At 63.0% G+C, this 23,235-nt stretch carries 21 protein-coding genes; 5 read left to right on the top strand and 16 right to left on the bottom strand.

All coding sequences use genetic code 11. From position 1 onward, the window contains the following. Nucleotides 1-3 precede the first annotated feature (3 nt). From MPZ60_RS02585 to MPZ60_RS02570, 4 genes are all read right to left on the bottom strand, one after another. Nucleotides 4-756, bottom strand: coding sequence for a DUF4126 domain-containing protein (locus tag MPZ60_RS02585; RefSeq protein ID WP_034357121.1), 753 nt, complete (start codon nucleotides 754-756; stop codon nucleotides 4-6). Between the two features lie 61 nt (nucleotides 757-817). After that, nucleotides 818-1,600 (bottom strand): enoyl-CoA hydratase/isomerase family protein, encoded by a 783-nt coding sequence (locus tag MPZ60_RS02580; RefSeq protein WP_034357118.1) that lies wholly within the window; start codon nucleotides 1,598-1,600, stop codon nucleotides 818-820. Beyond that, nucleotides 1,597-2,535, bottom strand: coding sequence for a S9 family peptidase (locus tag MPZ60_RS02575; protein WP_034357116.1), 939 nt, complete (start codon nucleotides 2,533-2,535; stop codon nucleotides 1,597-1,599). The genes MPZ60_RS02580 and MPZ60_RS02575 overlap by 4 nt, the downstream gene beginning before the upstream one ends. Nucleotides 2,536-2,555: 20 nt before the next feature. Next, complete coding sequence (locus tag MPZ60_RS02570; RefSeq protein ID WP_034357113.1) at nucleotides 2,556-4,163, bottom strand: carboxyl transferase domain-containing protein; 1,608 nt, start codon at nucleotides 4,161-4,163, stop codon at nucleotides 2,556-2,558. Nucleotides 4,164-4,260: 97 nt separating this feature from the next. Here MPZ60_RS02570 and MPZ60_RS02565 point away from each other — a divergent pair, with 97 nt between their 5' ends. Then, on the top strand, nucleotides 4,261-5,991 hold the full coding sequence (locus MPZ60_RS02565; protein ID WP_034357110.1) for a Na+/H+ antiporter: 1,731 nt from the start codon (nucleotides 4,261-4,263) through the stop codon (nucleotides 5,989-5,991). Between the two features lie 104 nt (nucleotides 5,992-6,095). Here the strand turns inward: MPZ60_RS02565 and MPZ60_RS02560 are convergent, their stop codons facing one another. Next, nucleotides 6,096-7,859 carry an AMP-binding protein gene (locus MPZ60_RS02560; protein WP_034357108.1) on the bottom strand — a complete coding sequence of 588 codons (1,764 nt, stop codon included), beginning with the start codon at nucleotides 7,857-7,859 and terminating at the stop codon, nucleotides 6,096-6,098. Nucleotides 7,860-7,994: 135 nt separating this feature from the next. Between MPZ60_RS02560 and MPZ60_RS02555 the strand changes: the two genes are divergently transcribed. Together MPZ60_RS02555 and MPZ60_RS02550 are read left to right on the top strand one after the other, a co-directional pair. Continuing rightward, entirely contained in the window at nucleotides 7,995-9,071 is a 1,077-nt protein-coding gene (locus MPZ60_RS02555) for an AraC family transcriptional regulator (protein ID WP_034357105.1), read from the top strand. A 15-nt stretch (nucleotides 9,072-9,086) separates the two neighbouring features. Continuing rightward, entirely contained in the window at nucleotides 9,087-9,782 is a 696-nt protein-coding gene (locus tag MPZ60_RS02550) for a DUF4336 domain-containing protein (RefSeq protein ID WP_034357102.1), read from the top strand. Nucleotides 9,783-9,789: 7 nt separating this feature from the next. Here MPZ60_RS02550 and MPZ60_RS02545 read toward each other — a convergent pair whose 3' ends face one another. After that, the gene (locus MPZ60_RS02545) at nucleotides 9,790-10,515 is read right to left on the bottom strand and encodes an HAD family phosphatase (RefSeq protein WP_034357099.1); all 726 of its coding nucleotides are present in this window, start codon (nucleotides 10,513-10,515) and stop codon (nucleotides 9,790-9,792) included. A gap of 101 nt (nucleotides 10,516-10,616) precedes the next feature. Then, on the bottom strand, nucleotides 10,617-11,693 hold the full coding sequence (locus MPZ60_RS02540) for a hypothetical protein (protein WP_242607092.1): 1,077 nt from the start codon (nucleotides 11,691-11,693) through the stop codon (nucleotides 10,617-10,619). Nucleotides 11,694-11,861: 168 nt separating this feature from the next. On the opposite strand from MPZ60_RS02540, the gene MPZ60_RS02535 reads away from it, so the two are divergent. Further along, the gene (locus MPZ60_RS02535) at nucleotides 11,862-12,557 is read left to right on the top strand and encodes a response regulator transcription factor (RefSeq protein WP_034357094.1); all 696 of its coding nucleotides are present in this window, start codon (nucleotides 11,862-11,864) and stop codon (nucleotides 12,555-12,557) included. On the opposite strand, the gene MPZ60_RS02530 is transcribed toward MPZ60_RS02535, so the two are convergent. Together MPZ60_RS02530 and MPZ60_RS02525 are read right to left on the bottom strand one after the other, a co-directional pair. After that, on the bottom strand, nucleotides 12,554-14,383 hold the full coding sequence (locus MPZ60_RS02530) for a hybrid sensor histidine kinase/response regulator (protein WP_034357090.1): 1,830 nt from the start codon (nucleotides 14,381-14,383) through the stop codon (nucleotides 12,554-12,556). The two genes, MPZ60_RS02535 and MPZ60_RS02530, sit on opposite strands and share 4 nt — an antisense overlap. Next, the gene (locus tag MPZ60_RS02525; protein ID WP_034357660.1) at nucleotides 14,367-14,780 is read right to left on the bottom strand and encodes a YchJ family protein; all 414 of its coding nucleotides are present in this window, start codon (nucleotides 14,778-14,780) and stop codon (nucleotides 14,367-14,369) included. The genes MPZ60_RS02530 and MPZ60_RS02525 overlap by 17 nt, the downstream gene beginning before the upstream one ends. Before the next feature lie 130 nt (nucleotides 14,781-14,910). Between MPZ60_RS02525 and MPZ60_RS02520 the strand changes: the two genes are divergently transcribed. Next, nucleotides 14,911-15,402, top strand: coding sequence for a DUF421 domain-containing protein (locus MPZ60_RS02520; protein ID WP_034357088.1), 492 nt, complete (start codon nucleotides 14,911-14,913; stop codon nucleotides 15,400-15,402). A gap of 24 nt (nucleotides 15,403-15,426) precedes the next feature. On the opposite strand, the gene MPZ60_RS02515 is transcribed toward MPZ60_RS02520, so the two are convergent. The 7 genes from MPZ60_RS02515 to aceK form a co-directional block, all read right to left on the bottom strand. Then, on the bottom strand, nucleotides 15,427-16,218 hold the full coding sequence (locus MPZ60_RS02515) for an alpha/beta fold hydrolase (RefSeq protein ID WP_034357085.1): 792 nt from the start codon (nucleotides 16,216-16,218) through the stop codon (nucleotides 15,427-15,429). A gap of 164 nt (nucleotides 16,219-16,382) precedes the next feature. Beyond that, nucleotides 16,383-17,513, bottom strand: a complete 1,131-nt coding sequence (locus MPZ60_RS02510; RefSeq protein ID WP_034357082.1) for an acyl-CoA dehydrogenase family protein — start codon at nucleotides 17,511-17,513, stop codon at nucleotides 16,383-16,385. A 45-nt stretch (nucleotides 17,514-17,558) separates the two neighbouring features. Next, entirely contained in the window at nucleotides 17,559-18,230 is a 672-nt protein-coding gene (locus MPZ60_RS02505) for an SDR family oxidoreductase (RefSeq protein ID WP_034357079.1), read from the bottom strand. 77 nt (nucleotides 18,231-18,307) lie between these two features. After that, a complete protein-coding gene (locus MPZ60_RS02500) occupies nucleotides 18,308-18,937 on the bottom strand; it encodes an MSMEG_1061 family FMN-dependent PPOX-type flavoprotein (RefSeq protein ID WP_034357077.1) in 630 nt (209 codons plus the stop codon). Next, a complete protein-coding gene (locus tag MPZ60_RS02495; protein WP_034357076.1) occupies nucleotides 18,934-20,046 on the bottom strand; it encodes a hypothetical protein in 1,113 nt (370 codons plus the stop codon). The genes MPZ60_RS02500 and MPZ60_RS02495 overlap by 4 nt, the downstream gene beginning before the upstream one ends. Nucleotides 20,047-20,153: 107 nt before the next feature. Beyond that, nucleotides 20,154-21,338, bottom strand: a complete 1,185-nt coding sequence (locus MPZ60_RS02490) for an acetyl-CoA C-acyltransferase (RefSeq protein WP_034357074.1) — start codon at nucleotides 21,336-21,338, stop codon at nucleotides 20,154-20,156. Nucleotides 21,339-21,379: 41 nt separating this feature from the next. Next, a complete protein-coding gene (gene aceK, locus MPZ60_RS02485; RefSeq protein WP_034357072.1) occupies nucleotides 21,380-23,227 on the bottom strand; it encodes a bifunctional isocitrate dehydrogenase kinase/phosphatase in 1,848 nt (615 codons plus the stop codon). Nucleotides 23,228-23,235: the final 8 nt, after the last annotated feature.

The following is a 23,235-nucleotide window of genomic DNA, read 5'->3' as shown; positions in this document are numbered from 1 at the left end:
CAGCTATGTTTTTTGCAATGGCTCCTGCGCATCGCCAGTGCCGCGCAGGCGTCGAAAAATCGCCTTGAGAAAGCGCCAAAGCGCCCAGATCACCAGCCACATCGCAATCACCACGACCAGCAGCACGGCGGCAAACACCAGCGGATTGGTCAGCGCCAGCCAGATGGCGCCCAGCGACACCGTGTCTTCAGCCAGACTGGCTCCCACGTTGGAGAACGGCTCGGGCGAGGTGTTGATGAGGGCACGCGTCGTGGTCTTGGCCGCCTGGCTGGTCGCGGCCAGCGTTCCGCCCATCAAGGCGGCAGCCATGGCCATGGTGGTGCTGTCGGCAGCAAAGACCGAGGCCGCCAGCGCCGCCCCGGCGGGAATGCGCAGCACGCTCTGGAACAGGTCCCAGACCGAGTCGACCACGGGAATCTTGTCGGCAAAGAACTCCACGAACAGCAGACCGCCGCTGATGACCAGCACCATGGGGTGCTGCAGCACATGCAGACCGCCGGGCAGCGGCATCAGACCACTTGCCCCCAGCAGGCCCACGACAAACACCACGGCATAGAGGCGAAAGCCGCTGGCCCAGCCCAGGGCTGCGGCCAGCGCAAGCATCGAGGCCATGTCCATCTGACCCACGGCTTGCCCGGCCCTGGCGGCCACATCTGTGACCTGGCCCGCAGCATCGCCCACGGCCCTGGCCGTTTCGGGGTCGATATGCAGGCCGATGCGGTGCAGCCAGTCGATGATGGTTTGCCAGATATCCATGGTGTTCACTCCTTATGTCTCGCCCGGACTCTAAAGCGCCCCGGACACAAGGTTTGTCATCTCATCCAGGCAGCCAGTTGGGTTTGCGCTTGTTGAGAAAGGCCTGCACGCCTTCCTTGCCTTCGCTGCTGGCGCGGATGGTGGCAATCGATTCCACTGTCGCCGCAATCAGCTGCTCGCTGATTTCGCGCTCGGCCATGTCCAGCACCAGGCGCTTGCAGGCCCGAACAGCTGCGGGGCCGGCGCTCAGCAAATGCTTGAGCCAGCCGTCGACCACGGCGTCTAGCCCGTCGGCATCGACCACCTCATGCACATAGCCGATGCGATGCGCCTCCTGCGCCGAAAAGCGCTCGCCCGTGAGAAAGTAGCGGTGCGCAGCCCTGGCACCCATGGCGCGGATCACATAGGGGCTGATGGTGGCGGGAATCAGGCCGATCTTGACCTCGCTGAGGCAAAAGCCCGCCGTGTCGGCCGCCACCGCCATATCGCAGCAGGCCACCAGGCCCATACCGCCCGCATAGACATCGCCCTGCACACGCGCAATCGTGGGTTTGGGGCATTCGTAGATGACGCGCAGCATCTCGGCCAGCAAGCCCGCATCGACGCGGTTTTCGTCGCGCGAGTAATCGGCCATGCGGCGCATCCAGTTCAGGTCCGCGCCCGCGCAGAATGCGGGTCCTTCGGCGGCCAGCACCACGGCGCGCACATCGGCACGCTCGCCGACCTGAATGAAGGCGGCGGTGATCTCGGCAATCGCCGCATCGCTGAAGGCGTTGCGAATGGCGGGCTGAGCCAGCGTGACGCGGGCGATGCCGCCGTCCACGGTCAAAGTCAAAGCAGTCATGGCTTGTCTCCCAGTGAGTTAGAGCTTTGCAGTTGCGCAGCCGCCGTACCCGGCAGCTGCTGCATCAGGAATTCACGGACCTGCGGCAACCATTGCCCGATATTGGCTGCACGGTCAAAGAACTGGTGTCCCTCAGCGCCACTGGATGGAGCAAACACCAGTTTCAGGTTCTGGCCTGCGGCCAGATAGCTTTCAGCCATCTTGCGCACCAGCGGCGGGCGAAAGTAGCTATCGTTCTCGGCATAAATCCACAGCTGGGGCACACGGCTGGTGGCGGCAAAGCCGGCCACGGTCTTGAGCAGTTGTGCCTCGCCGCAAACCGCGGCTTTTTCACGCATCTGCGGCTGCGAACCGCGGCCACCGGCAAAGTTGACGACACCGCGCAAGCCCGCGGGCTGCTGCGCCGCCAGCGCCAGCGACGCAAAGCCGCCGGCGGACTTGCCCAGCAGCAGCACATGCGAGCCATCGACATAGGGCAGCTTTTGCCCGTAAGTCATGATGGCCGCCACATCGCGCGCTGCCTCCTGGGCCGCATGGGCGTAGTCGGGGTCATCGCAGCTGCCGTAGCGGTCGGCCAGAGGACCGTCCGATGCGCCATAGCCGCGGCGCAAGCCCGTCACTACCACATAGCCCAGCTCGGCCAGAGCGCGCGCCTGCGGGCCGTAGCGATCGCGCATGGTTTCGCGCGCCTCTTTGCCGCTGGGTGTGCCATGGCTGAGCACGATCAATCCCCAAGGACCCTGCCCATGAGGACGATAGACATGACCTGCCAACTCGGCGCTGTGCGCGGGCGAATCGCCGCTTGCTGGCACCCAGACCGGAATGCGCGCATCCATGCGCTGCACCGCTGGCTCGGCAGCGCCAACCATGGGCATGGCCAACGCAGCCGACAGCAGGACTGGCGGCAAGCAGGTGAAGAAATGGCGACGCGACATGACTGGCAACCTATGCCCGCTTACATGCGGAATACGCCGAAGCGTGTGTCCTCAATCGGCGCATTGCGCGCGGCAGCCAGGCCCAGCGCCAGCACGCGGCGCGTGTCGGCGGGATCGATCACGCCGTCGTCCCAGAGACGCGCCGTGGCGTAATAGGGATGGCCCTGGTCTTCATACTGCTGGCGGATGGGCGCCTTGAAGCGTTCCTCTTCTTCGGCACTCCAGTTGCCGCCCTTGGCTTCGATGCCGTCGCGCTTGACGGTGGCGAGCACGCTGGCCGCCTGCTCGCCGCCCATGACGCTGATGCGCGCGTTGGGCCACATCCAGAGGAAGCGGGGCGAATAGGCGCGGCCGCACATGCCGTAGTTGCCCGCGCCAAAGCTGCCGCCGATGATGATGGTGAACTTGGGCACCGCCGCCGTAGCCACGGCTGTGACCAGCTTGGCGCCATGACGGGCAATGCCTTCGTTTTCGTATTTGCGGCCGACCATAAAGCCCGTGATGTTCTGCAGGAACACCAGTGGCACCTTGCGCTGGCAGCACAGCTCGATGAAGTGTGCACCCTTGACGGCCGACTCGGAAAACAGAATGCCGTTGTTGGCGATGATGCCGACCTGCATGCCCTCGATGCGCGCAAAGCCGCAGACCAGGGTATTGCCGAAGCGGGCCTTGAACTCGTCGAACTGGCTGCCGTCCACGATGCGGGCGATGATCTCGCGCACATCGAAGGGCTTGCGCGTATCGACGGGAATCACGCCATACAGCTCTTCGCTCTCGAACAGCGGCGCCGCTGGCGTATGGTCGGTCTGCGACTGGGGCTTGTCCTTGTTCAGGTTTGCCACTGCCTGGCGTGCCAGCGCCAGTGCATGCAGATCGTTCTCGGCCAGATGGTCGGCCACACCCGACAGGCGCGTGTGAACATCGCCGCCGCCCAGGTCCTCGGCACTGACCACCTCGCCGGTGGCGGCCTTGACCAGAGGAGGGCCGCCCAGAAAGATGGTGCCCTGGTTCTTGACGATGATGGACTCGTCGCTCATGGCTGGCACATAGGCGCCGCCTGCCGTGCACGAACCCATGACCACGGCGATCTGGGCGATGCCCTGAGCGCTCATATTGGCCTGGTTGTAGAAGATGCGACCGAAGTGCTCGCGGTCGGGGAAGACCTCATCCTGATTGGGCAGATTGGCACCGCCCGAGTCCACCAGATAGATGCAGGGCAGACGGTTCTGCGCGGCCACTTCCTGCGCGCGCAGATGCTTTTTCACCGTCATCGGGTAGTAGGTTCCGCCCTTCACGGTGGCGTCGTTGCAGACGATCATGCAGTCCACGCCGCTGACGCGGCCCACGCCGACAATCACGCCGGCGCCCGGCGCATCGTTGTTGTACATATTGAGCGCGGCCAGCGGCGACAGCTCCAGAAACGGCGTGCCGGGGTCCAGCAGCCGCTGCACGCGCTCGCGCGGCAGCAGCTTGCCGCGCGCCACATGCTTGGCGCGCGCGGCTTCATTGCCGCCCAGCGCGTTCTGATCGCAGCGTGCGTGCAGCTCATTGACCAGCGCCTGCATGGCGGCAGCGTTGGCCAGGAAATCTGCCGAACGCGGATTCAGTTGTGTGCCCAGAATGCTCATCGCTTGCCTCTTGTCTTGATTACTTTGCCCGATACGGGAACTTGGTTTTTTTCTTGCTCAGACACAGCGCTGCCACTGCAGTTGAAGAAAATGCCTTATGCACGCTGTTGAAACTGTTCTGCTTGTCTTGCTGCTGGGAGCGCTGACAGGCATTGTGGCCCGCTATATCCGGGCCATTCCCCTGCCTCTGATTCAAATCGCGCTGGGTGCGCTGATTGCCTGGCCGCAAGCCGGCCTGCACATCGCGTTCGACCCCGAGCTGTTCCTGCTTCTCTTCATTCCGCCGCTGCTGTTCGCCGACGGCTGGCGCATCCCCAAGCGTGAATTCTTCGCACTGGCCAAACCCATTTTGCTGCTGGCCCTGGGCCTGGTTCTGTTCACCGTGCTGGGCCTGGGCTATCTCATCCACTGGATGATTCCCGAGATTCCGCTGACCGTGGCCTTTTCCCTGGCCGCCGTGATCTCGCCCACCGATGCCGTAGCCGTTTCGGCCATCACGCGCAATCTGGGCATGCCCGAGAAGACCATGCATGTGCTGGAGGGCGAGTCGCTGCTCAATGACGCATCGGGCCTTGTGGCGCTGAAGTTTGCGATTGCAGCCACGCTGACCGGCATGTTCTCCTGGGGCGAAGTCGCCAAGGAATTCACCTGGATGGCCGTCGGCGGCCTGGGTGTGGGTGCGCTGATAGGCTGGGGCTTCAGCCATGCGCGCGGCACCATCACGCGCCGCCTGGGCGATGTCGCTGCCACGCAGATGGTGCTGCTGCTGGTGCTGCTGCCTTTTGCCGCCTATATCGTGGGTGAGAAGATCGGTGTCTCCGGCATTCTGGCTGCCGTGGCCGCAGGCATCGCCACCAATTTCGCCGACCTGGAGCGCAGCAGCTATATCAGCGAACGCCTGCAGACCGAAGGCACCTGGAGCATGGTGGAGGCCGCCTTCAACGGCGCCATCTTCCTGCTGCTGGGCCTGCAGCTGCCCTCCATCATCGGCGTGCCCCTGCATCAGGCCGGCCATGACTGGTGGATTCTGGTCGGCTATGTGGCCGCGATTTCGTTTGCGCTGCTGCTGATGCGCTGGATCTGGCTGGTGCTGGGTGTGCATGGCTCGCTGCTGCGCGCCCACCGGCAGGGCAAGATGTCCGAGCGTCCCTCGCCACTGCTGAATCTGGCCACCACGCTGGCCGGCATTCGCGGCGCGGTCACGCTGGCCGGTGCGCTGTCCGTGCCCATGCTGCTGAACAACGGCCAGCCCTTCCCGGGCCGCGACATGCTGGTCTTTCTCGCCACCGGCACCATTTTGTTCACGCTGGTGATCGGTGCCGTGGGCCTGCCCATCGTGCTGCGCCATCTGCCCCCGCACGAAGAGTCGCCCACCGTGCGCGAGGAGCGCCTGGCCCGTGAACAGGCCTGCATGGCGGCCATGGCCAAGCTCACGCTGAGCGAGGAGGAAATGCAGCGCCGCGACCCCGAATGGGTGGCGATGCGCCAGGAGGTCAACGGCCACCTGACCCAGGAATACCGTAACCGCATCCAGTTGCTCGACGACGGCAGCGGCGCCGCGCAAAGCATAGAGCTGCTGCGCGAAGCACCCGAAGTCGTGCGCCAGCGCAAGCTGCGCTATGTGATGGAGATCGAAACCCGCATCGAGTGCATTCATGCCGAGCGGGACTTCTACTACGCCGAAAGACAGGCTCATCGCATCAACGACGAATCGCTGCGCAGCCTGGTCAGCGAGCTGGACATGCAGGAAATCGCCATGCGCAAGCGCCTCGCTGTCGCCCGCCGTGCCGCCGGTCTTCCCATGACCAGCACGCACGCCAACCACTAATTCAGAGACGCCCAGCAAGAGCCGCCTCGCGGCAAGGGTGTCGTCCCCCTTGGGGGGCACCCGGCGCAGGGAAGGTGCGAAGCAGCTCAGGGGGTAGCGCATATTCAGGCGGTCTTGATCACGCGCAGATCCAGCAACTCGATCATCTCGTCGCGAATCTTGAACTTCTGGATCTTTCCCGTCACCGTCATCGGGAAGGCCTGGACAAAGCGGATATAGCGCGGCACCTTGTAGTGGGCAATCTGCCCCTTGCAAAAGTCGCGCACCTCTTCCTCGCCGAGCTCCTGGCCGGGCTTGACAATGATCCAGGCACACAGCTCCTCGCCATAGCGCACATCGGGCACGCCCACCACCTGCACGTCCTGCACCTTGGGGTGGCGATAGAGAAATTCCTCGATTTCACGCGGGTAGATGTTCTCGCCGCCACGGATCACCATGTCCTTGATGCGACCCACGATATTCACATAGCCTTCGCCGTCCATGGTCGCCAGATCGCCGGTGTGCATCCACTGCTCGGCATCGATGGCCTCGCGGGTTCTGGCCTCGTCTTCCCAGTAGCCGTGCATGACGGAATAACCGCGCGTGCACAGCTCGCCCGACTGGCCCGGCGGCATGATCTCGCCCGTGGACGGGTCCACGATCTTCACCTCCAGATGCGGCTGCACCTTGCCCACGGTGGCAACACGCTTTTCCAGGGGCGTATCGGCATCGCTCTGGCAGCTTACGGGACTGGTTTCCGTCATGCCGTAGGCGATAGTGATTTCGCTCAGGTGCATGTCGCGCACCACGCGCTTCATCACCTCGATGGGACAGGGCGAGCCGGCCATGATGCCGGTGCGCAGCGTGGACAGATCGAACTCGGCAAAGCGCGGATGGTCGAGCTCGGCGATGAACATGGTGGGCACGCCGTGCAGACCCGTGCATTTCTCGGCCTGCACTGCCTCCAGCACGGTGATGGGGTCAAAGCCATCATTGGGATAGACAATGGTCGAGCCATGGGTGAAGCAGGCCAGATTGCCCAGCACCATGCCGAAGCAGTGATACAGGGGCACGGGAATGCACAGTCGGTCCTCGGGCGTGAGGCGCATGCATTCGCCAATGAAAAAGCCGTTGTTGAGGATGTTGCGGTGTGTCAGCGTCGCCCCCTTGGGGAAGCCCGTGGTGCCGCTCGTGAACTGGATATTGATGGGGTCGCGGTTGCTGAGCGTGGCCGCAATCGCATCAATGCGCTCATCCGCACTGGTTCCTTGCGCCATCAGCTGCGAAAAACGCAGCATGCCGGGCTGTTCGGCGTCCAGATCCGCCGCACCTGAGGCGGTCGCACCTGGGCCGGCCGCACCTGAGCCGGCCGCATCAATCCACACCACGGTGCGCAAGGCCGGCAGGCGTTTGGATTGCAACTGACCTGGCGCGCAGCTCGTCAGCTCGGGCGCCAGCTCGCGCAGCATGCCCAGATAGTCGCTGGTCTTGAAGCGCGGCATGGACACCAGCGCCTTGCAACCCACCTTGTTGAGTGCATATTCGACTTCGGCGGTGCGATAGGCAGGGTTGATATTGACCAGCACCAGGCCCACCTGAGCCGTGGCCAGCTGCATCAGCACCCACTCGGCGTTGTTATGGCTCCAGATACCCACCCGGTCACCTTTGACCAGCCCTTGCGACAGCAGCGCGCTGGCCAGCTGGCGCGCTGCCACATGCAGCTGGGCATAGCTGTAGCGCAGACCCTGATGACGGCTGACCAGCGCGTCACGCGGGCCCTGGCGCTGTGCCATTGCAGCAAAAAAATCGCCAATCGTCTGCTCGATCAGCGGCACATCCGTGCGCCCCTTGGCATAGCTGGCGGTCAGCGCGTTCACTTGCGATGGCATGGTCTTGTGTCTCCTTGCGTGCCGGCAGCCACCTGCGAACTGGCTGCGCAGCGTCCATTCAGCACCGTTTTCTGCGCCTCAGAATAAGGGCAAGCCCTGTCCAGAAGAGGTCACAAAGGTTGCAATAATTGCCAAATGCTCACCCCCTCTCTGGTCAAGACTCCACTACCGCACCATGCCAGCTCCGTGCTCAAATCGCACCCGGCAATTACCCCCATGGCGTTTGTCAAAGCCATTGTCAGCGCTTATGAAGCCAGGCAGATGTCAGCGCTAGGAGCTCTGGAAAAGGCACAAATCCCGCCAGATCTGATTAACGATGCCAACGAGCGCATCACGGCCCTGCAGATGGAGGCACTATCCGATGCAGCCATGCGCGAGCTGGACGATGAAGCCTTGGGCTGGTTCGAGCGTCGCCTGCCCTGGGGCAGCTACGGCATGCTGGCCCGCGCCAGCATCAGCGCACCGCAATTGGGCCTGGCGCTGGCGCGCTGGTGCCGACATCACTGCCTGATTGCGCAGGACATACAGCTGCAGCTCAGCGAGCAGGCCGGCATTGCCACCCTTACCCTGCATGAAAGCCGTCCACTGGGCGCCATGCGCGAGTTCTGCATGGTATCGGTGCTGCGCAATATCCACGGCTTTGCCAGCTGGTTGATCAACGAACCGATCAGCCTGCTGCATGCCAGCTTTCCGTTTGCCGAGCCCGCGCATGCCGATGTCTACAAGGTGCTTTTCGCACCGGGCAGCATCGCTTTTGATGCACCCGTCGCCAGTCTGCAGTTTGAAGCACGCTGGCTGCAGGCACCGCTGGCGCGCGACGAGGCCGCCCTCAACCGGATGCTGCAGCGCGCCTTGCCGATCCAGGTGCGCCCCTACCAGCGCGAGAAGACTCTGGTGCAGCGCGTGCGCCATCTGCTGGCCGCCAGCGGGGAGGAGCAGCAGACGGCTGAAACGCTGTCCCGTCAACTGCATCTGTCGCAGCGCAGCCTGCACCGCCAGCTCAAGGAAGAAGGTATTTCGCTGCAGGCCCTCAAGGACGATATCCGGCGTGAACGCGCGATTGCGCTGCTGCTGCGCACCAGCCGCCCCATCAAGCGCGTGGCCCAGGCCTGCGGCTTTCTCAACGACAAAAGCTTTATCCGCGCCTTTCGCCTCTGGACAGGGCTCTCCCCTTCGGAATTCCGCAAAACCGCCGGCCAGCGCGCCGCCTGACGCAAGGAGCTCTCCATGCAGGAATCCTCAGAAAACTGGCAGGCAATCGCTGATGGGGTATGGGCACTCAGCTATCACTTCAGCAATGCAGGGCTGAAGGTCAGCACACGCATGACGGTGATCCGGCTGGCCGACGGCAGCCTGTTCTCGCACTCTGCAGTGCCGCTGACGGGCGGGCAGAAAGCTGCGCTCGACGCCCTGGGACCGCTGCAACACATAGTCGCACCCAGCGCCATGCACCATTTGTTCGTGGGCAAACTGGCCAGGCTTTATCCACAGGCCAGGATCTATGGCACACAAGGCGTGCTGCGCAAGCGACCTGATCTGCCGCTGCTGGAGCCCTTGCCTCCGGACTCCGAAGCACCCTGGACAGGCGAGCTGCAGTGCCTGCGGCTGGACGGCATTCCCATGCTCGACGAGACGCTGTGGTTCCACCCGGCCAGCGGCAGCCTCATCGCCACCGACGTGTTGCAATGCTGGCAAGGACCGCTAAGCCTGCCGGTACGCATGTATCTGGGTCTGACGGGCGGACATGAGCGCCTGACCGTGCCGCGCACCGCGCGCCTGCTGGTCAGGGACAGGGCCGCCGTGCGCAGCTGGGTGAAGCGGGTGGAAAACTGGCCCGTACAGCGCGTGATACTGCTGCACAACAGCGTGATCAACGATCAGCCGATGAAGCACCTGCGCGAGGCGCTGTCGATCTGGGACTGAGCGCGCTTCAGCGCAGGTCGTGCTCGTCGTCTTCGCCGACCGAAGCGCTGGCGGCGCTCTTGCGCACGGCCTCGAACATGGCGGGCAGATCCCCCATGTCACCGAACACGCAGGCGGCGCCGGCCTCGAGCAACTGCTCTGCCGAGGCATGACCCTGATCGGCCGGAAAATAGCCCCATACGGTGGCACCGGCGGCCACGCCGGCCTGCACGCCGGTCATGGTGTCCTCGATCACCAGGCACTTGGCAGGATCGGCCTTCAGCGCTTCGGCCGCTGCCAGATACACATCGGGGAAGGGCTTGCTGCGCGGCATTTCATGGCCGCTGTAGACATGACCTTCGAAATAGGGCGCCATGCCCACCTTGGCGAGCTGCATCTCCACCTTGGCACGGTCCGCACCGGAGGCGCAGGCAATGCGTCCATCGCACAGCGCATGAATCCGCCTGACCGCTTCCAGCGCGCCGTCGATGGCTACCAGCTCGGCACTCAGCGCAGCATTGCGGCGCTCGTAGAACTCTGCCATCCAGGCATCGGTCAGCGGTTTGCCGGTATGGGCCTCGATCACGGCCGCCTGGCTGCGCACCGTCTTGCCGATGAAGTCGCGCGTGCACTGCTCCTGGCTGATGGCCCAGCCGGATTCGTTGAGCATGGTGCACAGCACGCGATTGGTGATGGATTCGCTGTCCACCAACACACCATCACAGTCGAAAAGCACAGCGTCAAAAGCAGTCATGGAAGCATTACCAGCGCATCATGGGATGCAAAAAAGGCGCCCAACGGCGCCTAGTATCAAGAAACAGAGGGCGTGATTATGCGCTCACGCCCTTTTCGAGTTCAGGGGAAGGTCACTCCGGCCAGCGGATTGATCATCCACGCGCTGTTCTTGGCGTAGATGGTGCTCGTCTTGTTGTCGGCAGTCATGATGCCGCTGAAATAGAAGAAGCCGTTGGCTGCATTGGCATTCATATTGCTCAGCTGGGTTGTGAGCGAGTCACTGCTTGCCGAGGCCTCGACCAGATACTCGATGGCGCCATTCTGTGCCGAGCTTTTCTCGAAGACATCCACATAGTTCATATTCATCGGGTCGCTGCCCAGCCCCTGCGTGCCGCGGATGAACCAGCCGTCCGCACCCTTCTGGGCCAGGCGCGTTCTCATTTCTGCAGCATCGGCGGCCGAGGATGCGCTGCCGAGCTTGTCGACCTGATAGGTATAGGTGACGCTGTCATTGCGCTTGGCATACAGGCTGAACAGCTCGTTGTTGACGATCTGGGGACCCAGATAGCGATAGCCTTCGGCCCCCTGTCCGTTGAGCTCCGTGGCAAAGGCTTCAGCGGTCGTGGCCACGGGCGTCACCGTTCTGTAGCTGAACTGGTCGCTGCGGCTGTTGTCCTTGACATAGACGCTGCGGATGTCGCTGACATCGCTGAACACCGCATCGGACTTGTACATATAGCCGCTGCTGCCCTGTTGGTTCAGCTGTGCCAGAAAGGCGGTGCGCGATGGCTGCGCCGCAGGATTGACATAGCTGAACTTGCGGCCTGCATGCGCGGTATCCGTGAGATAGAAGTCGCCGATCTCCGCACCGGTCGAAGAGATCGAGCCCGCCAGGGAACTGAACAGCGCATAGCCGTCTGCGCCCATGCTGTTGGCGGCATCCAGCATCTGCGCATGGCTGGTGGCCGTCTGGCCGCCCATCTTGTAGGTCCCCGTGACGGCCTGATTGCCGGTGCCGCCGCCAGTACCGCCACCATTGTTGCCGCCGCCGTTGTCCCCGCCTCCTGTATTGCCGCCGCCACCTTCGGAGCCGCCTCCTGAGCCTGCGCCGCTGCCTCCGTCTCCACCACCACCGCCGCCACAGGCAGCCAGAGTGGAAATCAGCAGCAGGGCTGCAGTTCTACGGGTGATTTGCATAAGAGATGGCACTGGCTTGCTCCTCGGTCTTGATGTTGGTTGAAAATGTCCATATCCCGACACTGAGATAACAAGCAGCGTCGTCTTACAGACATTGTCAGAAGGCTTGCGAGCAGACCACTCCCTACCGAGGAGGGGTCTTTGTTACCAAGCCCCAAAGGAACGCTCATGCCCGATCTACTGCAAATCCTGAGCACCACTCAACTGAGCGCACAACCCTATGCGCTGGTGGTGGATGATCACCCGCTGGTCGCGGAGGGTGCAGCCCATGTGCTGATGACCAGCGCCGGCGTGCAGCGGGTGCGCTGTGCGGCACATGGCAATGAGGCTCTGGCAATGATTGCTGCGCTGGGCGAACCCGTTATCACCGTGATGGACTTCTGGCTGGAGGACGGCGCATCACTGGAATTTGTGCACAGCATCCTGGCCTTGGCTCCTGGCACACGCATTCTGGTGACCAGCGGCGACAAGCACCCGGCCATCGCCAGCAAGGCCGCAGCCGCAGGTGTGCATGGCTTTGTGCACAAAAGCAGCCCGTCTCACGAATTTCAGGCAGCAGTGCAAGCCCTGCTGAGCGGCCGCACCTGGTTTGAGGCCCTGCCTCCCATCCCCACCGCCCCTCCGGCACCAACCGCGGGCAGCATCCTGCATATGAGCGCCAGAGAGCTCGGCATCACTGCCCGCCAGGCGCAGGTGCTGAGCCTGTTGCTGCAGGGCAAGCCCAATCGCGCCATTGCACAGGCGCTGAACCTGTCCGAATACACGGTCAAGGAACATGTCACCGCCCTGCTTCAGCGCCTGGGAGCCAGCAACCGCGTGGCGCTGATCACGCGCATGCGAGGCATCGAGGTCGACTTGGACTAAGGCTGACGGATCGCCATACAGCGCGCCAGCACCGCATGCAGCTGGTCGGGCTGCAAGGGCGTCGCCAGAGCCAGATAGCCCTGATCCTGGACCTGCTCCAGCATCTCCTCATCGCCGCTCATCAAAGCACCGCTGGCTTGCGGATGCTGGTCCAGCAGCTGCATCAAGCACTCAAGCCCGCTTGCACCATCCTTCAATCGCTGGTCGCACAACACAAAGTCTGGCCGCAATCCATCGGCCAGCAGTTGCTGCGCCTCAGGCAAGCTGCGCGCTCTTTGCACCTGCACACCCCAGCTCTGCAAAATCTGCACCAGCACCGGGGCCAGCTGCGCATCGTTTTCCACGACCAGGCAGTGTCCCTGCAAGGGGGCGAACCACTGCGGCCCAGTCGATATCGGCGGTGCCGGCAGCACAGACGAGGTCTGCCACTGCTCGGCATCCTGCGGCCAGCGCAGCCAGAAACATGAACCCTTGCCCGGCAGCGACTGAACCCCGCATTCCACGCCCAGCCGCTGCGCCGCCAGCGCCACCACGGACAAGCCCAGGCCACGCCCGCGCAATGGCGCCGGCACGCCATCCCTGGCATCGCGCTGCTGGCGCGCAGGGCTGCGATAGTGACGCATGAAGACCTGTGCGCATTCCTGCTCGCTCATGCCGCAGCCGCTGTCCCACACCTGCAAAAGCCAGCGCCCCTGCCTGTGCCGCAGCGCCAGCAGCACCCCGCCCTGGTCGGTGTAGCGCAGCGCGTTTTGCAGCAGATTGAAAACCATCTGCCGCAACAGCACCGCATCCGTGCACAGCGCCGGCATATGAGCCGGCTGCCTCACGCGCAGACGCAGACCGCGCTGCGCTGCCTCGCGCGAGAACAGGCGCCGAGCCTCGTCCAGCACCGCACTCATGGATACCGCCTGCCATTGCGGTGCGAAGCTGTCGCCCTCAAGTCGCGACAGATCCATCAAGTCGTTGAACATGGAGCCCAGATCGCGCGTGCAGGCCTGCATTTCCTGCAGCAGTTGTGCCAGCTCGTCATCCTGATTGCGCTGGTGGGCGGCTTGCAGCATCAGGCCCATGGCATGCAAGGGTTGCCGCAGATCATGGCTGGCGGCGGAAATGAACCAGTTTTTCTCGGCCAGCGCATTCTCGGCCTGCTCCTTGGCCTCGCGATAGCGCTCCGCCAGTGCCTGACGCTCCAGCTCGTGCGCCATCTGCTGCTGCACGAAACGCCGCGCGCCCCAGGCGTGGCGCGCAAGTATGGCGCCGTACAGCAGCAGCAGCGGCAACAGATAAGGGCCTTTTTTCGGAAAGTAATGCAGCGTGCACAGCAACATGGGCAAGTAGATACCCGCCATGAAGGCGGCGAACACCTGCAGTACGGGCGCCAGAAAAGTGGCGGCCGACGCCATCACGCCCAGCAGCACCAGATAGATCAGCAGACGCAGCTCACTATGGCTTTCGCCCCAGGTAAAGGCCAGCACGCTGACCCAAAGCAGGCCGTTGATCAGTGCGGCCAGCGCCAGCTGTCGCTGCCATGTCGTCAATGCCGCCTGCAGTCGCGATGGCTCCCAATCGCGCGCCGACCGCCACTGACGATGCAGGCTGCGGCGAAACAGCAGAAAGCCCAGCGCCATGACGACCATCAGCCCCCACCACCAGGCCAGCCCCGCGCTGACGGCTGGGCTGTTTCGGGTACTGACCCACAGCAGCAGGGCAGGAATCAGCAATGCGGCGATTTCGGAGGAGCCACGCGAAGCCAGGGACTGCAACAGGCGCAACCAGGCCTGCAGCCGGGTCAGCTGCGCCGAATCGACTTCAGAATTGGTCGCCATCGACGTAGAACCAGCGCCCACCCTCGAGCACAAAGCGGCTGCGCTCATGCAAGCGCACGGCACGACCCGCCAGGCGATAGCGGGCGACGAATTCGACCTCCGCAGAAGCATCGCCGGTCAACTGAAACTGCTTCACATCCAGCCCCAGCCATTTGGTGGCGGCATCGAAATCGAGCTGCGACGGGCGCTGGCTGGCATGCCAGGTGGCTTGCAAATATTCCTGACTCTCACACACGAAGGCCGTGTAGCGCGAGCGCATCAGCGCCTCGGCATCGGGAGCGGGCCGGGCATCCCAGTGATCGATATAGCGGCCGCAGCAATCGGCATAGGCCAGCAGCCGCCCCTTGGCATTCTTGCGTCCACAGGGACAGTCCCGCTTTTTCTCGGCTTCTTTCACAACTTTGGCAGTCTTGATTGGCAATGCTGCATTGTCGACCAAGTCGAACAACGAGCAAGCCGGCTTGCGCAGTCGGTTGCCTCAGAGCACAGTAGCGGCAGTCCAAAGCTCGCTGCTCAAAGGTTTGCCTATGTTCTCCATGGCTGCTCCCTGGTGGGAGTTCGTGATTCGCGGTGTCAGCGTCTACCTGTTTCTGCTGGTGTTTCTGCGTCTGACCGGCAGGCGCCAGACCGGCCAGTACGCACCTTTCGACCTGGTGCTGCTGCTGATTCTTTCCAACGCAGTACAGAACTCCATGAATGCCGGCGACAACTCGCTGATCGGCGGCCTGATCAGTGCCGGCACGCTGCTGGCCTGCCATGCGCTGCTCTCCCGCCTGAGTTACCGTTTTGCGAGGCTTCGCAGGCTGGTGAATGGCAAACCCAAGGTTCTGATTCACCAAGGCATTGTGCAACCCAGTCTGATGACGCAGGAGCAGATCACTGCCGAAGACCTGGCTGCGGCCCTGCGCTCCAATGGCTGTCTCAACGCGCATGAGGTGGAGCGCGCCACGATCGAGACCAACGGCCAGATCACCGTGGTGCTGCGCAAGCGCAGCATGGCTGAGCTGGGGGAGGCCTGAGAGCCTCAGAGCGTGTTTAGGTTCTCAGTGCAGGCCGTCCAGAAACTGCCTGATGGCCGCATTCACGGGTTCCGGGTGCGTGAGATTGGCTGCATGGCCCGCACCGGCCACATCCACCCACTGGGCCTGGGGCAAGCCCTTGAACATGGCCCGCGCACGCTCCACACCGATGGCCGCATCCTTGTCGCCATGAATCACCAGCGCAGGCACCTTGATTTCGGCCAGGCGCGGGCTGATGTCGTCGCGCAGCGCCAGCGTCGCAAAGCTCTGCCCCAGGTTGATCGGCGAGGCCTGTTTCCATTTGGCGCGCCACTGCGCAGCCCCGGGCCAGCCCTGACCCAGAATCGTGTGCTCCACGATGGTGGCCATGTCGTCCGACAGACCATGCTCCATCCAGGCCTTGAGCAGCGCCTCATGGTGCGGCATCTGCTCGGGGTCTTCCAGCATGGCCTGGGTGTCGATCAGCACCAGCGCGCCCACGACATCGGGGTGAATCAGCGCGCAGCGCAGCGACAGATAGCCGCCTTGCGACATGCCCACCAGCACCGCTTTTTCCACACCCAGATATTTGAGCAAAGCCGCCAGATCATCGGCCGAGTCATAGTAGCTGAACGCTTCGCAATGCTCGGGATCGGCCGTCTGCCCATGGCCGCGCTCGTCCCAGCTGATGCAGCGATACTGCCCCTGCAAAGTCTGAATCTGCGGCTCGAACATGGTGTGATCCATGAGCAGGCCGTGCGAAAACACAATGGCCGGGCCACGCCCTCCCGTGTCCTCGTAGTAGATATTCTGACCATTGACCTGGGCAAAAGGCATGCTGCGGACTCCTGCTTCAAATGGTTGAAACCCCTGGGGGAAACTCCCCACACTGAGCACATCCTAAGCAGGCCTTGTGACATCGGCAACCGGCCCGTCCCCTGATGTGCCACAGCCTCGTGCACAACAGTTGACAGCGGCGGGCTTTTGCAACCTGACTCAGATCAGGCCAGCGCCCGCTGGATCAAGATCTTCTGCACATCGCTGGTGCCTTCGTAGATCTGGCATACGCGCACATCGCGATAGATGCGCTCCACGGGAAAGTCGCTCACCACGCCATAGCCGCCCAGGGTCTGGATGGCGGCACTGCATACGCGCTCGGCCATCTCGCTGGCAAAGAGCTTGGCCATGGCTGCTTCCTTGAGGCAGGGAAGACCCGCATCACGCAGGCTGGCAGCATGCCAGATCAGTTGCCGGGCCGCTTCGATCTGCGTCGCGCATTCGGCAAGCCTGAAGCCCACGGCCTGATGGTTGAAGATGGGCTGACCAAAGCTCTCGCGTTCCTTGCTGTATTGCAGCGCGCATTCAAAGGCCGCACGCGCCATGCCCACGCTTTGCGCGGCAATGCCGATACGCCCGCCTTCCAGCGCGGAAAGTGCAATCCTGTAGCCCTCGCCCTCGGCCCCGATCAGGTTCGCGGCGGGAATGCGGCAGTTCTCGAAATTGATCTGCGCCGTATCGCTGCTGTGCTGGCCCAGCTTGTCTTCGAGGCGTGCCACCTGGTAGCCGGGATTGCCGGTGGGCACGATGAAGGCACTCATGCCCTTCTTGCCCGCCGTCTTGTCGGTGACGGCGATGACGATGGCTACATCGCCATTCTTGCCGCTGGTGATGAACTGCTTGACGCCGTTGATGACGTAGTCGCCGCCATCGCGTACGGCCGTGGTACGCAGCGCCGAGGCATCGCTGCCCACATGGGGCTCGGTCAGGCAGAAGGCTCCCAGCATCTGGCCCTGCGCCAGCGGACGCAGCCATTGCTCCTGCTGGCCGGCATTGCCGTACTTCATGAGAATGGCATTGACCGGGCAATTGGTCACGCTGATGACGGTGCTGGTGCCACCATCGCCAGCGGCGATTTCCTCAAGCACCAGCGCCAGGCTCACATAGTCCAGGCCCGCACCGCCGAGTTCCTCGGGCACGCAGATGCCATAGGCACCGAGCGCGGCCAGCCCCTGGTGCACCTCCTTGGGGAACTCGTGCTCCTTGTCCCAGCGCGCGGCATGGGGTGTGATCTGCTCGCGCACAAAATCGCGCAAAGCGTCGCGGATCATTTCCTGGTCCTGATTCAGCAGCATGTTGTCTCCGATATTTATAGCTATATGCCCGTTGTTCAGCCTGGGCTAGGCGTCTAGAAGCTTGATGTATCTGCCGTCGTGGCGCAGCAGCTGACCACGGTCTTCGGGCTTGACCTGCGCCAGGGCCTGCATCAGCCCCTGCACGCTTTGAGCCACCGACAGCGGGGCCGCAGCGCCGCCCATCTCGGTCTGCACCCAGCCCGGATCCAGCGCCAGCAGCGTCAGGCCCGGCCATTGGCGGCAGGCCGAGACCACGGCCATATTGAGCGCAGCCTTGCTGACGCGGTACAGCCAGGCGCTCTCGTCCGCATCAGCCAGCAGGGACATGCCGCTGGAGAAGGCGCCGATCACGCCGCCAGCCTCCTGCACCATGGGAGCAATCTGCGGCAGGGCCTGCATAAAGCCCAGCACATTGCTGTGCATCACCAGATCGAACTGCTGCTGAGTAGGCGGCACGCCTGCGTCATGACCGTCCCAGACACCGGCCACGTAAAGCGCGATATCGATGCTGGCCCCGTCGAGCTGCCAGGCCAGGCCGCTGACGCTGGCAGGATCTGCCAGATCGACCTGCAGCACCCGGGCGCCGCGTGCCTGCAGGTCGACCATGTCTTCAGCCTTGCGCACGGTGGCAATCACCTGGTGGCCTTGTGCCAGATAGGCCTCGGCCAGGGCTCGGCCCAGGCCGCGTGATGCGCCAAGAATCAGTATCAAAGCCATAGCTGTTTGCGCCTATGAATGGTTGGTTTCAAAACGTTTTCCATCGAAAATCCTTTCATGACAAGCGCTGTCAGCTATCAACTTTTCTTGGTCTGCTCGGCAGCAATCATGGCGCCATAGCGGGCCACCATGCTTTCCTGCGATTCAGGCTGGGCGGTCAGACCCATTTGGGCATGGATGATCTGATTGAGCGTAGGCATGACGTTGCGCGCCACCCTGGCCTCCTCGCTCCACAGGCGGGAGCGCATCAGCGCCTTGGCACAGTGCAGATAAGCCTCCTGCACACGGACTTCGATCACCAGCTTGGGGCGGAAATGATCGCTGGCAAACAAGGCCGTGTAATGCGCCTCATCACGCAGCTGGGCTGTGCCGTTGACGCGCAGGGTTTCATCGAAGCCCGGCACAAAGAACAGCAAACCCAGGCGCGGGTCGTCGAGCAGATTGCTCAGGCTGTCCAGCCGGTTGTTGCCGCCCGCATCGGGAATGAGCAAGGTATTGGCGTCCGGTGCCTTGACGAAGCCAGGCTTGCCGCCTCGTGGCGAAGCATCGAGCAAGGTGCCGCCCGCACCGCCGGTGGCCATGACCAGAAACGGAGACAGCGCGATAAAGCGCAGGCAGTGCCGATCCAGCTCCCACTGCTGCTTGAGCAACGCGCGCTCGGCAGGAGGCTCGTACAACTGCAGCAGTTGTTCGCGCGAAGTGATCATGAAGCCAGGACCTCCTCGGGACGGTCGTTGCGGTGGATGGCTGCATACAGTGACAGGAACTCGTTCCAGGAAGGGTCGAAGCTCACGCTGAGCTCGCCCTCCAGCTCGGGCACATGCTGTCTGCCCAGCTGTCCGGCCAGTTGCACCGCATGGGCCGGATCTTCCACATAGTAGGTGGCCACGCGGGCACTCATGTTTTCCACGCGCGAGAAGGCAAGAATGCCGCGCTGTTCACGGCTGAGTTGTTCATCCAGCGCATCCTGGGCGTCACGCACCCCGTCCAGCTCCTGCTGGCTGGAGAAATTGAAGCGCCATTCCATGAAATGCGACAGATCGGCGCGCGTGGCCACGGCATTGGCACCGTCGTGGAAGGTCAGGATGTCGGGCGGCGCATCCTCATCGGCATCCTGTGCACGCACTTCGAGCGAGAGCCAGCGGTCGCTGTCTTCCTGGGGGAATTCATAGCTGCGGCCCAGTTGCTGGCGGATGAAGCCATCGAACAGGGGCGGAAACTCCGACAGCAGAGCGGAGCCGTAGACATCGGCCGCAGCCTCGGAGGCAAACTCGACCGGACCCACGCGTACGGAAAAATCCCACTCGCCCAGCACATGGTCCAGCATGATGAACGCCATGTGCTGTGCATGCTCGGCCATGTCCCTGGCAATGGGCTTCTCGAACGAAAGCTTGAGGCCTATGATGCCTCCCGCATCGTAATAGCCCACCCGAATATCGGAGCAGGCCAGCTCGAAGCCGTCCATGCGCATGCCGAAGTTGCTGCCCAGCGCGCGGCTGCGAAACGCCTGCACGCTGTAATGCTCGAAACGCGGCGCCTGGCGCACCAGTGCCTGGGCATTCTCGAACTGCGCCGTGTTGCCATGGGCCGAGATCACCAGACGGGAGCCGGCCTCCCCGAGCTTGCCCTCCAGCTCCAGACTCAGGCCCGGTGCATATTGGTGCAGCAACTCATTGGAGCTTTCCACAAACTCATGGCGATCGAGCTCCTCCAGCTGGCTCAGCTGGTTGGAAAAATCGCCCCAGAAAGCATCAATCTGCTGCGGCTCCAGCGGCTTGATGGTCTCGCTCTCGTCGTGGTGAATGTCTGCGCTCATGAATGATTTCCGCAATGTGAGCTGCACACATTCAGCGCGAATGCGTGCAATCCGTTGAACATGCGTTCACTGTAGAGCAAACCGGTGACGGTTCTGAGCAAATGGCGTCAGATCAGCTCAATTGCCATGGCCGTGGCCTCGCCGCCGCCGATGCACAGCGTGGCCAGGCCCTTCTTCTTGCCGCGTGTCTTGAGCGCGTGCAGCAGGGTGACCAGAATGCGCGCACCGCTGGCGCCAATCGGGTGTCCGAGAGCACAGGCACCGCCATTCACGTTGACCTTGTCATGCGAGACCTTGAGATCGGCCATCAGCGCCATGGGCACCACGGCAAAGGCTTCGTTGATTTCCCACAGGTCCACATCCTCCACGGCCCAGCCGGCCTTCTTCAGCGCCTTTTCGGTGGCGCCCACGGGTGCGGTGGTGAACCACTCGGGGGCCTGTGCAAAGGTCGCGTGCGAGACGATGCGCGCCAGCGGCTTGCAGCCCAGCTGCTTGGCCGTGGACTCGCGCATCAGCACCATGGCGGCAGCGCCGTCGTTGATGCTGGAGCTGGAAGCGGCCGTGATGGTGCCGTCCTTCTTGAACGCTGGCTTGAGGCTGGAGATCTTGTCCAGCTTGGCCTTGGCCGGGCCTTCGTCAACGCTGACGGTCACGTCGCCCTTGCGGGTCTTGACGGTGACGGGCGTGATTTCGGCGTCAAAAGCACCGCTTTGCGCTGCTGCCTGGGCGCGCTGCACGCTGGCAATGGCAAACGCGTCCTGCGCTTCACGCGTGAACTGGTATTTGGCGGCGCAGTCCTCACCGAAAGTGCCCATGGAGCGGCCGGCCTCATAGGCGTCCTCCAGACCGTCGAGCATCATGTGATCGAAGATCTTGTCGTGCCCCATGCGATAGCCGCCACGCCCCTTCTTGAGCAGATAAGGCGCATTGGTCATGCTCTCCATACCGCCGGCAATCATCACCTCGCGGCTGCCGGCAATGAGCTGGTCGTGCGCCAGGATGGTGGCCTCCATGCCGGCGCCGCACATCTTGGACAGGGTCACGGCGCCTGTGCTTTGCGGCAGGCCGCCCTTGAAGCCGGCCTGGCGAGCCGGAGCCTGGCCCTGGCCGGCCATCAGGCAGTTGCCGAACAGCACTTCCTCCACCAGCTCGGGCCGGATGCCGGCGCGCTCGACTGCCGCCTTGATGGCTGCTCCGCCCAGATCATGGGCGGCCAGATCGGAAAAATCGCCCTGGAACGCGCCCATGGGAGTGCGGGCTGCGCTGACGATGACTACGGGATCCTGATGCATGGTTTGTCTCCTTGAAAAATGGATGGATGTGATCTGCCTCTTCAAGCGAGGCTATTGGCGGGAATCTCGAAACGCTGCGTGTCCAGGCCTGCGTCGCCAGCATGCAGAAAGCGGCTGCGCTCGTAGGGAAACACGTCCAGAAAATGACCGTCACGGATACGGCTCTGGTGGCCGCGCCAGAACTCAGCCTCCAGCAGGTCGGCGTGATGACGCATGAAGATGTCGCGCACAGCCGGATGGCCCAGCAGAAAAGGCCCGAAGGTCTCGGGAAAGACATCCCTGGGGCCGACCGAGTACCAGATGTCGCCCGACATCTCCTCTTCCTCGGTTCGCGGCTGCGGCACCTCGCGGAAATTGCAATCGGTCAGGTATTCGATCTCGTCATAGTCGTAGAACACCACCTTGCCGCCGCGCGTGACGCCGAAGTTCTTCCACAGCATGTCGCCGGGAAAGATATTGGTGGCGACCAGATCCTTGATGGCATTGCCGTACTCGAGAATCGCCCTCTCCATGGCAGCGCGGCGCTCCGGCTTGGTGTCTGCCTCGGCCAGACACTCCATCAGGAACAGGTTCAGCGGCACCAGGCGGCGCTCTATGTAGAGGTGGCTGATGATGACTTCCATCTGCCCGTCGCCGTCGCGGTCGCTGATCTCGATCTGCTCGGGAGCCTGGGCGTGCAGCTCGGCCAGCAGTTCATCGCTGAAGCGCTCCTTGGGAAAGGCCACCAGGCTGTACTCCATGGTGTCGGCCATGCGGCCGCCACGATCATGCTTCTTGACCAGCTGGTACTTGGCCTTGACCTGGGGACGCGAAACATCCTTGCTGCTGGCAATACGGTCCTTGATGAGCTTGAACACATAGGGGAAGCTCGGCAGGTCGAACACCAGCATGACCAGGCCTTTGATGCCGGGCGCAATGCGCAGCTGATCGCTGGAATGGCGCAGATGATGCAGGAAGTCGCGATAGAACAGCGTCTTGCCCTGCTTGGCCAGACCCAGGGCGTTATAGATTTCCGCCTTGGGCTTGCGCGGCATGAGGCTGCGCAGAAAGCTCACATAGGCGCTGGGCACTTCCATGTCCACCATGAAATAGGCGCGCGCAAAGCTGAACAGCGCATGCAGGTCGTCCTCGCCGAACAGGGCCGCATGCAGTATCAGTTGCTCCTGCTCTCCATGCAGTATGGGAATCGCCAGCGGCAGCTCGGTATAGCCGGTGATGATTTTGCCGACCAGATACGCTCCCTTGTTGCGATAGAACAGGCTGGACAGCACCTGAAGCTGGAAGTTGGCCCTGAGCGTCAGGCCCGCCAGCCTCTCGCGTATGCGCTCGGCCAGCAGATGCACGTCGCGCTGCAGGTCTTCGAAGCGGCATTGCAGCTGCAGCTGCTCGAACAGGCTCTGCAGCGTGCCTTCGATCTGGGCGAGGTTGCCGGGGTAGTAGGCGCGGTAGATGGGTACGGCACCCGGCGCGGTGTTTTCCAGGTATTCGGTGCTGACGGCAGCACGCACGAAGATGAAGTCGTTCTGGAAATGGGTGCGGTGCAGAATCTTGGTGGTGACCGAGTTGAAGAAGGTCTCGGCCAGCTCCGGCTGCAGATGATCGACCATCAGGCCGATGTAATGAAGCTTGACCTGCTGCCAGACAGCCATGCTCTGCAGGCTGGCGGCAAACTCCTCTTCCAGCCTCTGGATGCAGGCACGCACCTGCCGATCGTAGAACTCTATGCGCTCACGCTGAGCCTGCTGCTGGCCCGGCCAGTCCATGGTCTCGAAGCGCTGCTTGGCTCGGGCAGCTTCCGCACTGAACATGCGGTAATGCTGGTTGTAGCCATGCATCAGGGCCTGCGCAATGGCATAGGCCTCGGGGGCGTCCAGTCGTTGCGGAAACATGGCGGGCC

Origin of the sequence: Comamonas sp. 7D-2, assembly GCF_022749555.1 — a bacterium.
GTDB lineage: Bacteria > Pseudomonadota > Gammaproteobacteria > Burkholderiales > Burkholderiaceae_C > Comamonas > Comamonas thiooxydans.
Note: the sequence above shows the minus strand (reverse complement) of the source record. Positions and strands in the feature narration are given on the sequence as shown.

Excerpts from the sequence above, each read along its gene's own strand:
- MPZ60_RS02585 (WP_034357121.1), bottom strand. The coding sequence starts at position 756 with ATGGATATCTGGCAAACCATCATCGACTGGCTGCACCGCATCGGCCTG.
- MPZ60_RS02580 (WP_034357118.1), bottom strand. The coding sequence starts at position 1,600 with ATGACTGCTTTGACTTTGACCGTGGACGGCGGCATCGCCCGCGTCACG.
- MPZ60_RS02575 (WP_034357116.1), bottom strand. The coding sequence starts at position 2,535 with ATGTCGCGTCGCCATTTCTTCACCTGCTTGCCGCCAGTCCTGCTGTCG.
- MPZ60_RS02570 (WP_034357113.1), bottom strand. The coding sequence starts at position 4,163 with ATGAGCATTCTGGGCACACAACTGAATCCGCGTTCGGCAGATTTCCTG.
- MPZ60_RS02565 (WP_034357110.1), top strand. The coding sequence starts at position 4,261 with ATGCACGCTGTTGAAACTGTTCTGCTTGTCTTGCTGCTGGGAGCGCTG.
- MPZ60_RS02560 (WP_034357108.1), bottom strand. The coding sequence starts at position 7,859 with ATGCCATCGCAAGTGAACGCGCTGACCGCCAGCTATGCCAAGGGGCGC.
- MPZ60_RS02555 (WP_034357105.1), top strand. The coding sequence starts at position 7,995 with ATGCTCACCCCCTCTCTGGTCAAGACTCCACTACCGCACCATGCCAGC.
- MPZ60_RS02550 (WP_034357102.1), top strand. The coding sequence starts at position 9,087 with ATGCAGGAATCCTCAGAAAACTGGCAGGCAATCGCTGATGGGGTATGG.
- MPZ60_RS02545 (WP_034357099.1), bottom strand. The coding sequence starts at position 10,515 with ATGACTGCTTTTGACGCTGTGCTTTTCGACTGTGATGGTGTGTTGGTG.
- MPZ60_RS02540 (WP_242607092.1), bottom strand. The coding sequence starts at position 11,693 with ATGCAAATCACCCGTAGAACTGCAGCCCTGCTGCTGATTTCCACTCTG.
- MPZ60_RS02535 (WP_034357094.1), top strand. The coding sequence starts at position 11,862 with ATGCCCGATCTACTGCAAATCCTGAGCACCACTCAACTGAGCGCACAA.
- MPZ60_RS02530 (WP_034357090.1), bottom strand. The coding sequence starts at position 14,383 with ATGGCGACCAATTCTGAAGTCGATTCGGCGCAGCTGACCCGGCTGCAG.
- MPZ60_RS02520 (WP_034357088.1), top strand. The coding sequence starts at position 14,911 with ATGTTCTCCATGGCTGCTCCCTGGTGGGAGTTCGTGATTCGCGGTGTC.
- MPZ60_RS02515 (WP_034357085.1), bottom strand. The coding sequence starts at position 16,218 with ATGCCTTTTGCCCAGGTCAATGGTCAGAATATCTACTACGAGGACACG.
- MPZ60_RS02510 (WP_034357082.1), bottom strand. The coding sequence starts at position 17,513 with ATGCTGCTGAATCAGGACCAGGAAATGATCCGCGACGCTTTGCGCGAT.
- MPZ60_RS02505 (WP_034357079.1), bottom strand. The coding sequence starts at position 18,230 with ATGGCTTTGATACTGATTCTTGGCGCATCACGCGGCCTGGGCCGAGCC.
- MPZ60_RS02500 (WP_034357077.1), bottom strand. The coding sequence starts at position 18,937 with ATGATCACTTCGCGCGAACAACTGCTGCAGTTGTACGAGCCTCCTGCC.
- MPZ60_RS02495 (WP_034357076.1), bottom strand. The coding sequence starts at position 20,046 with ATGAGCGCAGACATTCACCACGACGAGAGCGAGACCATCAAGCCGCTG.
- MPZ60_RS02490 (WP_034357074.1), bottom strand. The coding sequence starts at position 21,338 with ATGCATCAGGATCCCGTAGTCATCGTCAGCGCAGCCCGCACTCCCATG.
- aceK (WP_034357072.1), bottom strand. The coding sequence starts at position 23,227 with ATGTTTCCGCAACGACTGGACGCCCCCGAGGCCTATGCCATTGCGCAG.